Annotated in this window: 7 protein-coding genes; 2 read left to right on the top strand and 5 right to left on the bottom strand. The window is 74.0% G+C overall.

All coding sequences use genetic code 11. The features are described 5' to 3' along the window. Positions 1-125 precede the first annotated feature (125 nt). From ACFW1I_RS14670 to ACFW1I_RS14685, 4 genes are all read right to left on the bottom strand, one after another. Positions 126-881, bottom strand: coding sequence for an AIM24 family protein (locus tag ACFW1I_RS14670; RefSeq protein WP_384669766.1), 756 nt, complete (start codon positions 879-881; stop codon positions 126-128). A 19-nt stretch (positions 882-900) separates the two neighbouring features. After that, on the bottom strand, positions 901-1,581 hold the full coding sequence (locus ACFW1I_RS14675; protein WP_384669768.1) for an AIM24 family protein: 681 nt from the start codon (positions 1,579-1,581) through the stop codon (positions 901-903). Positions 1,582-1,595: 14 nt separating this feature from the next. Next, positions 1,596-3,251 (bottom strand): TerD family protein, encoded by a 1,656-nt coding sequence (locus ACFW1I_RS14680; RefSeq protein WP_384669770.1) that lies wholly within the window; start codon positions 3,249-3,251, stop codon positions 1,596-1,598. 112 nt (positions 3,252-3,363) lie between these two features. Next, on the bottom strand, positions 3,364-3,930 hold the full coding sequence (locus ACFW1I_RS14685) for a M48 family metallopeptidase (RefSeq protein ID WP_384669823.1): 567 nt from the start codon (positions 3,928-3,930) through the stop codon (positions 3,364-3,366). A gap of 131 nt (positions 3,931-4,061) precedes the next feature. Between ACFW1I_RS14685 and ACFW1I_RS14690 the strand changes: the two genes are divergently transcribed. Further along, positions 4,062-5,276, top strand: coding sequence for a TOMM precursor leader peptide-binding protein (locus ACFW1I_RS14690; protein ID WP_384669772.1), 1,215 nt, complete (start codon positions 4,062-4,064; stop codon positions 5,274-5,276). Next, positions 5,269-6,618 (top strand): ABC1 kinase family protein, encoded by a 1,350-nt coding sequence (locus tag ACFW1I_RS14695; protein WP_384669774.1) that lies wholly within the window; start codon positions 5,269-5,271, stop codon positions 6,616-6,618. Before ACFW1I_RS14690 ends, ACFW1I_RS14695 begins: the two co-directional genes overlap by 8 nt. Before the next feature lie 18 nt (positions 6,619-6,636). Here the strand turns inward: ACFW1I_RS14695 and ACFW1I_RS14700 are convergent, their stop codons facing one another. After that, entirely contained in the window at positions 6,637-6,819 is a 183-nt protein-coding gene (locus tag ACFW1I_RS14700; protein WP_384669776.1) for a hypothetical protein, read from the bottom strand. Positions 6,820-6,870 lie beyond the last annotated feature (51 nt).

Below are 6,870 nucleotides of genomic sequence, written 5' to 3' on the forward strand. Positions count from 1 at the left end.
GCGGCGCCCGCTAGTTTTTTTATCATCCCCCGGGGGGGGGCCCGCGCGGCCCCGGGGTGGGGGGGCGCCCCGCGGCGGGGCCCCCCCGGCCCCCCCCGGGGGCCCTTCGCCGTGTCGCGGTGCGGTCAGTTCCAGGCGTTGTTCTGGTTCTGGCCGTGGGCGCCCTGCTGGCCGACGCCGAACTGGGCGGCGACGCCCTGTCCGATGGCGGCGTTCTGCGGGGGCATGACCTCGCTGGGCTGGACGAGGGCGAAGCCCTGGCCGAGGAAGCTGAGCTCCCAGCCCTCGCCGGTGTTGCCGCGGCGGCTGCGGACGCTGCTGTTGTGCGTCTGGGCCTGCATCTGGACCCGCAGCGAGGTGGACCAGGCGACGATCGCGTCCGCGTCGGCACTGACGTACTTCTCCGGGGTCACCTGGAGCATCAGCGGCTGGCCGGAGGTCATCAGGGCGACCTTGCCGCGGCCGGTGATGTTCAGCTGGTACTTGCCGGTGCCGGAGACCCCGTACTGGCTGTCGACGGCGATGACCTCGGTGTGGAGGCTGGTGTCCAGCGCGAGCACGTAGGAGCTGTCGACGGTGAGGCCCTCCTGCTCGACCTCGACGACGTGGATGTACTGGGCGAGGTTGGCGAAGTAGACCGTGCCCTGGCCGGAGCAGCGCATCAGGTCGAGGCCCTCGCCGGTGCGGGCGCGGGCCTGCCGCTGGCTGGAGCTCTGGTACTCGCCGTCGAAGTCGACGAGCCCCTGGTAGGCGACCATGGCGCCCTTGCGGGCGAGGACGTCGTCGTGGCCGGTGAGGCTGACCCGCAGCAGCTGCGGGTTCTGGATGACGTACCGCTCCTGGCTCTGCTGCTCGGCGTGGTTGAAAAGCGGGCTCTGCATGATGTGTTCTCGCTCCCCCTCAGCCCCGGACCCGCAGGCGGTCGCTGCTGTCCTCGCTGGGCTGTACGACGACGATGCCCTGGCCCGAGAAGGCCATCTGGAATGCCTCGCCGCTGCCCCGCCCGATGAGGGAGGACGCCTTGAAGCTGCGCTTGCCCTTGACCTTGAGCGCCGGCGACCAGGCGACGAGCGCGTCGGGGTCGACGTAGGTCTCGTCCTCGCCGCGGCCGCAGTCGACGACGATCGGGGTGCCGCGCGAGGTGAGCGCGACCCAGCCGGTGCCGGCGATCTCCACGTTGAACAGGCCCTGGCCGGCGAACTTCGCGAGGCCCTTGACCCGCTCGACGCCCCACTGGAGGTGGGCGTCGAAGGCGAGGAGGTTGGTGCCGTTGACGGAGATCGAGTCGTTCTGGAGGTTGATCACGACGACGTCGGCGCCGTAGTCGGCGAGGTAGAGCAGGCCGTCGCCGGTGCACTTCATGATCGGCGCGCCTTCGCCGGTGGCCCACTCCTTGGCGACCTGGCGGACGGCCGGCGGGTTGGGCTCGTAGCTGATGAAGCCCTCGTAGGCGACCATCGAGCCGGCCCGGGCGTACAGGTCCTGGCCGGTGGCCATGGCGACCTTGAGCATGGTGCGGCCGTGGTTCTCCATGCGGGCCGCGATGGGGGTCGGGGCATAGCCCGCGAGCTGCTGGTTCATGGTGTCGGGCTCCCTCAGACCTCGTACGGCTGGACGACGATGAAGTTGCCGGGGGCGCCCCGGAACTGGAGGTTCACGGTCTCCCCGCTGTGGCCGGGGTAGGCGTTGCGCCGGAGCCGGACCTGGCTGGAGAGGATGACCTGCGAGGCGGCGGACCAGGCGACGACCGCGTTGCAGTCGGCGAAGGTGGTCGGGGTGACGGGCAGGACCACGGGGACGCCGTGGGTCTTGACGATCACGGTGCCGGTGCCCTGGAACTGCATGGTGAACAGCGCGCCCCCGGGGATGCCGTGGCCCTCGATGCGGCGGACCTCGTACTGGAGCGACTCGTCGAAGGCGAGCACGTTCTCCGCGGAGACGCAGATGGCGTCGCCCTGGAGCTCGATCGGGTGGAGGTGGGCGCCGTTCTCGGCGAGGAAGACCTGGCCGCGGCCGGTGCAGCGCATGAGCTGCATCTCCTGGCCGGTGGCGTTGCCCACGATCCGGCCGGCGAAGCCGGCGCCCTTGTAGGAGAAGTCGACCTTGCCCTGGTACATGACCATGGAGCCCTGGCGGGCGAGGACGGGGGTGCCGCCCATGGCCAGGTCCACCCGCATGAGCTGCTGGTTCTGCGGGGTCCAGCGGGCGCCGGTGGCGGTCTCCTTGTAGGGGGCGAGCGCGGCGGCGAGGCCGGCGCCGGTGGCGGGCACGCCCTGCGGGACACCCTGCGGAACGCCCTGCGGCGGCATGCCCGGGGGCATGCCGGGCTGCTGCCCGTAGGGGGCGGGCTGACCGTAGCCGGGCTGCTGGCCGTACGGGGCCTGCGGCTGCTGCCCGTAGGGGGCGGCCGGCGGCGGGGTCTGGCCCGGGATCTGCCCGTAGGGGGCCTGCGGGGGCTGCCCGTACGGTCCGGGGGCGGCCGGCGCGGGGGGCGGTGGCGGCACCGGCGCGGGGGCGAGCGGCGCGACCATGGTGGGCTGGGTGTGCACCGGCTGCGGGGCGGGCGGCGGGGTCGGCGCCTGCGGGCCGTAGCCGGGCTGCGGCGCGGGGGCCGGGGCGGCGGGGGCACCGAACGCCGGCGGCGCCGCGGCCGGGGCGGGGGCGCCGAAGGCCGGCGCGGCCTGCTGGGGGGCGGCGGGCGGCTGGGCCGCGGGCTGCTCCTCCTCCAGGACCTCTCCGCCGAAGTTCCGCAGCAGCGCCTCCAGGCCGCCGTCGAAGCCCTGGCCGACGGCGGCGAACCGCCACACGTCCTTCAGGTAGAAGTCGCCGAGCATGACCGCGCGCTCGGTGGAGAACTCGGCGCCGGTGAAGGCGTAGCGGGCGACCTCCTCGCCGCCGGCGACGATCCGGATCCAGCCGGGGCCGACCTGCGACATCTGGCCGTTGCCGTCGATGGTGGCGGTGAAGGACAGCTTGTGGATCTGCGGGGGGATCCGGTCGAGCGTGACGCGGAAGGACTCGGTGTCCCCGGACTGCGCCCCGAGCAGCTGGATGGACTCCTCGGGCGACTTCGGCTGGTTGAAGAAGACGAAGTACCGGTCGTCCGACAGACGCTCGTCGGCGTCGAGTCCGAAGCAGCTGATGTCGAAGGTGAGCCCGGGCGCCGCGATCTGCACGCCCACGTACAGATCGGTGCCCGCGGTCAGATCACTGATCTTGGCCTTGTGGCCGCGTTGGAATTCCCTGGCCATGCGTAACGACCGTCCCCCATCCCGATGGCGAATGACTCGCGTCAGGCTAACCGCTGCGAGCGACATTGAGACAGGGCGGGTCGGTTCCGGTACGGAATCGGGAAACACGGCCTCAGGCCGTGGGATCCCCGTCCGGGGGGTGCGGGAAGTGGGCGGCGGCTGCCACTCCTTCGAGGTAGCCGCGAGCGCGCTCGGTCCGCGGGTACGCCTCCAGGAGCCGCCAGAAGCTCGGTCCGTGGCCCGGGACCAGGAGGTGGGCCAGCTCGTGCAGGAGGACGTAGTCGACGACGTACTCGGGCATCGGCTGGAGGCGGTGGGAGAGCCGGATGGAGCCCTCGGCGGGGGTGCAGGAGCCCCAGCGGCTGTTCTGGTTGGTGACCCAGCGCACCGAATCGGGCCTGGCCCGGCCGTCGAGGTACCGGTCGGAGAGGCGGCCGGCCCGCTCGGCCAGCTCGGCGTCGCCGCGGGTGGCGCGGCGCTCCTTGTCCTTCTCCTTCGCGGCGAGCTTCTCCAGCATCACCCCGACCCAGCGGCGCTCCTCGGCCTCCGACATCCGGGCCGGGATGAGGACGATCGTGTTGTCCCCCTCGCGGTAGGCGGAGACGGAACGGGTGCGGCGGGCGCTCCTGCGGATCTCGACTGGCACGCCCTCGACGGTACCCGGGCGGCGCAACGGAATCCCCTTCGTATGACCTGTCCGACATTCGGGCCGTACGACTTTCGGTCGGGCCTGTGGACAACTTTCCGCACCGTTCCGCGCCGGCGGGCAGCCTGGGTCCGGGAGAGAACGCGGAGGAAGGCGGGGGCGGGATGCATCCGATGGTGAAGCCGGCGCTGCGCCGGGCGTGGCGGAGTCTGACGTGCGCGCAGTACGGGGTGACGCCGGCGCACGCGGTGGTGCTGGACCGGGTGGACGCGGCGACGGGCCGGCTCCTGGGGCTGATGGACGGGACGCGCGGGACGGCGCTGCTGCGGCGGGAGGCGGCGGAGCTGGGGCTGCCGGAGGGGCGGCTGGACGCCCTGCTGGGGCGGCTCGCCTCGGCGGGGCTGCTCGTGGAGGCCGGGGCGGGGCGGCCGGGGCGGTCGGGTCCCGCGGCGGGGGCGGTGGACACGGCGCTGGATCCGCTGCGGGCGGATCTGGCCGCGCTGTCCGTGGTGTGCCCGGAGCCGGACCGGGCGCTGCGGACGCTGGCGGCCCGGCGGGAGCGGCGGGTGCGGGTGCGGGGCGCCGGCCGGGTGGGCGCGATGGTGGCGGCGCTGCTCTCGGCGGCGGGGGTCGGCGGGGTGGAGGTGGTGGACGGCGGGCGGGTGGAGCCGTGGGAGACGGCGCCGGGCGGGCTGCCGGCGGAGGCGGTCGGCGAGCGGCGGGTGGCGGCGGCGCGGCGGCTGGTGGCGCGCTGGGCGCGCGGTCCGGTGGCCGCGCGGCGGGCGGGCCGGCGGACGGGGGCGGGGCCGGACGACGGGGACGGCGGGGTGCCGGTGTCACTGGTGGTGGTGACGCCCCGGGACGGACTGGGGGTGCTGGTGCCGGATCCGGTGGCGGCGGAGCCGTGGATGGCGGCCGGGGTGCCGCATCTGTACGCGGGGGTGCTGGAGGCGACGGGGGTGGTGGGGCCGCTGGTGCTGCCGGGCGGGACGGCCTGCGCCCGGTGTCTCCAGGAGGAGGCGACGGACCGGGACCCGGCGTGGCCGCGGCTGCTCGCGCAGTGGCGCTCGGGGGCGCCGCATCCGCTGCCGGCCTGTGACGTGGCGCTGGCGACGGCGGTGGCGGGGCTCGCCGCGGGGCACGCGCTGGCCTTCCTGGACGGCGAGCTGCCGGCCAGCACGGGGGTCCGCTGGGAGGCGGCGGCACCGACGCTGGGGTGGCGGTCCGAGCGACTGGTGCCGCACCCGGCCTGTCCCTGCGGGGCCGCGCGGGGCAGGGTGGGGGTGGCCGTCTCACCAGCCGGGGAGACGCGGTCCACAATGGCGGGGCGCAGCCCTGCGCGGCACGGCAGTCTGGGAATTGGAGGGGCGCATGTCTGATCTTCCCCGGAAGGCGGTCACCCGGACCGCCAAGTTGGCCGCGTTGCCGCTGGGCTTCGCGGGCCGCGCGACCTGGGGCCTGGGCAAGCGGATCGGGGGCAAGTCCGCCGAGTTCGTCGCCCGGGAGCTCCAGGAGCGCACGGCGGAGCAGCTGTTCAAGGTGCTCGGCGAGCTCAAGGGCGGGGCCATGAAGTTCGGCCAGGCGCTGTCGGTCTTCGAGTCGGCGCTGCCGGAGGAGATCGCGGGGCCCTACCGGGCGGCGCTGACGAAGCTTCAGGAGGCCGCGCCGCCGATGCCGGTGCGGACGGTGCACGGGGTCCTGGAGGAGCGGCTCGGGGCGGAATGGCGGGAGTTGTTCCTGGAGTTCGAGGACAAGCCGGCGGCGGCCGCGTCGATCGGGCAGGTGCACCGGGCGGTGTGGCACGACGGGCGCGAGGTCGCGGTGAAGGTGCAGTACCCGGGTGCCGGGGAGGCGCTGCTGTCGGACCTGGCGCAGCTGAGCCGGTTCGCCCGGCTGCTCGGGCCGTTGATGCCGGGGATCGAGGTGAAGCCGCTGATCGCGGAGTTGCGCGAGCGGGTGACGGAGGAGCTGGACTACGCCCTGGAGGCGCGGGCCCAACGCGAGCACGCCGAGGTCTTCGCGGACGATCCGGACGTGGTGGTCCCGGAGGTGGTGCACCAGGCGGATCAGGTCCTGGTGACCGAGTGGATGGACGGCGTCCCGCTCGCGGAGGTGATCGCGGAGGGCAGCCAGGAGCAGCGGGACCGGGCCGGTCAGCTGCTGGCCCGGTTCCTGTTCTCGGGTCCGGCGAGGACCGGGCTGCTGCACGCCGACCCGCATCCGGGGAACTTCCGGCTGCTGCCGGCGGACGGCGGGGACGGGGCGGACGATCCTTCCGGGTGGCGGCTGGGGGTGCTGGACTTCGGCACGGTGGACCGGCTGCCGGGCGGGCTTCCGGAGATGATCGGGACCTGTCTGCGGATGACCCTGGCCGGTGAGGCGGAGCCGGTGTACGCGCTGCTGCGGGAGGAGGGCTTCGTCAAGGAGTCGGTGGCGCTCGATCCGGAGGAGGTCATGGAGTACCTGCTGCCGATCATCGAGCCGGCGGAGGCGGAGTCCTTCGTCTTCACCCGGGGCTGGATGCGGACGCAGGCGGCCCGGATCGCCGATCCCCGCTCCCCCGCGCACCAGCTGGGGCGGCAGCTGAACCTGCCGCCGTCGTATCTGCTGATCCACCGGGTGACGCTGTCGACGATCGGGGTGCTCTGCCAGCTGAACGCGACGGTCCGGCTGCGGGACGAGCTGTCCGCCTGGCTGCCCGGTTTCGACCCGGCGGCCTGAGCGGCGGGCTCGCCGGGCTCACCACCAGGAGGAGTCGAGGCGGCCCTCGATGGCCCGGATGTTGGCGCGGGCGCACTCCTCGCAGAAGTACTGGCGGCGGCCGTTCTCGACGGAGCAGGTCCAGGTGATCGGGAGGGTGTCGGCGGTCCTGCCGCAGCGTGCGCAGGCCACGGGCTCCTCCGCGGCGCGGGGCTCGTTCATCCTCGTGACGATAGCCCGGCGGGGCGGCCGCGGCGGGGCAACGCACCGCGG

This window comes from Streptomyces sp. NPDC058955, assembly GCF_042741435.1.
Classification (GTDB): Bacteria; Actinomycetota; Actinomycetes; order Streptomycetales; family Streptomycetaceae; genus Streptomyces.

Excerpts from the sequence above, each read along its gene's own strand:
- ACFW1I_RS14670 (WP_384669766.1), bottom strand. The coding sequence starts at position 881 with ATGCAGAGCCCGCTTTTCAACCACGCCGAGCAGCAGAGCCAGGAGCGG.
- ACFW1I_RS14675 (WP_384669768.1), bottom strand. The coding sequence starts at position 1,581 with ATGAACCAGCAGCTCGCGGGCTATGCCCCGACCCCCATCGCGGCCCGC.
- ACFW1I_RS14680 (WP_384669770.1), bottom strand. The coding sequence starts at position 3,251 with ATGGCCAGGGAATTCCAACGCGGCCACAAGGCCAAGATCAGTGATCTG.
- ACFW1I_RS14690 (WP_384669772.1), top strand. The coding sequence starts at position 4,062 with ATGCATCCGATGGTGAAGCCGGCGCTGCGCCGGGCGTGGCGGAGTCTG.
- ACFW1I_RS14695 (WP_384669774.1), top strand. The coding sequence starts at position 5,269 with ATGTCTGATCTTCCCCGGAAGGCGGTCACCCGGACCGCCAAGTTGGCC.
- ACFW1I_RS14700 (WP_384669776.1), bottom strand. The coding sequence starts at position 6,819 with ATGAACGAGCCCCGCGCCGCGGAGGAGCCCGTGGCCTGCGCACGCTGC.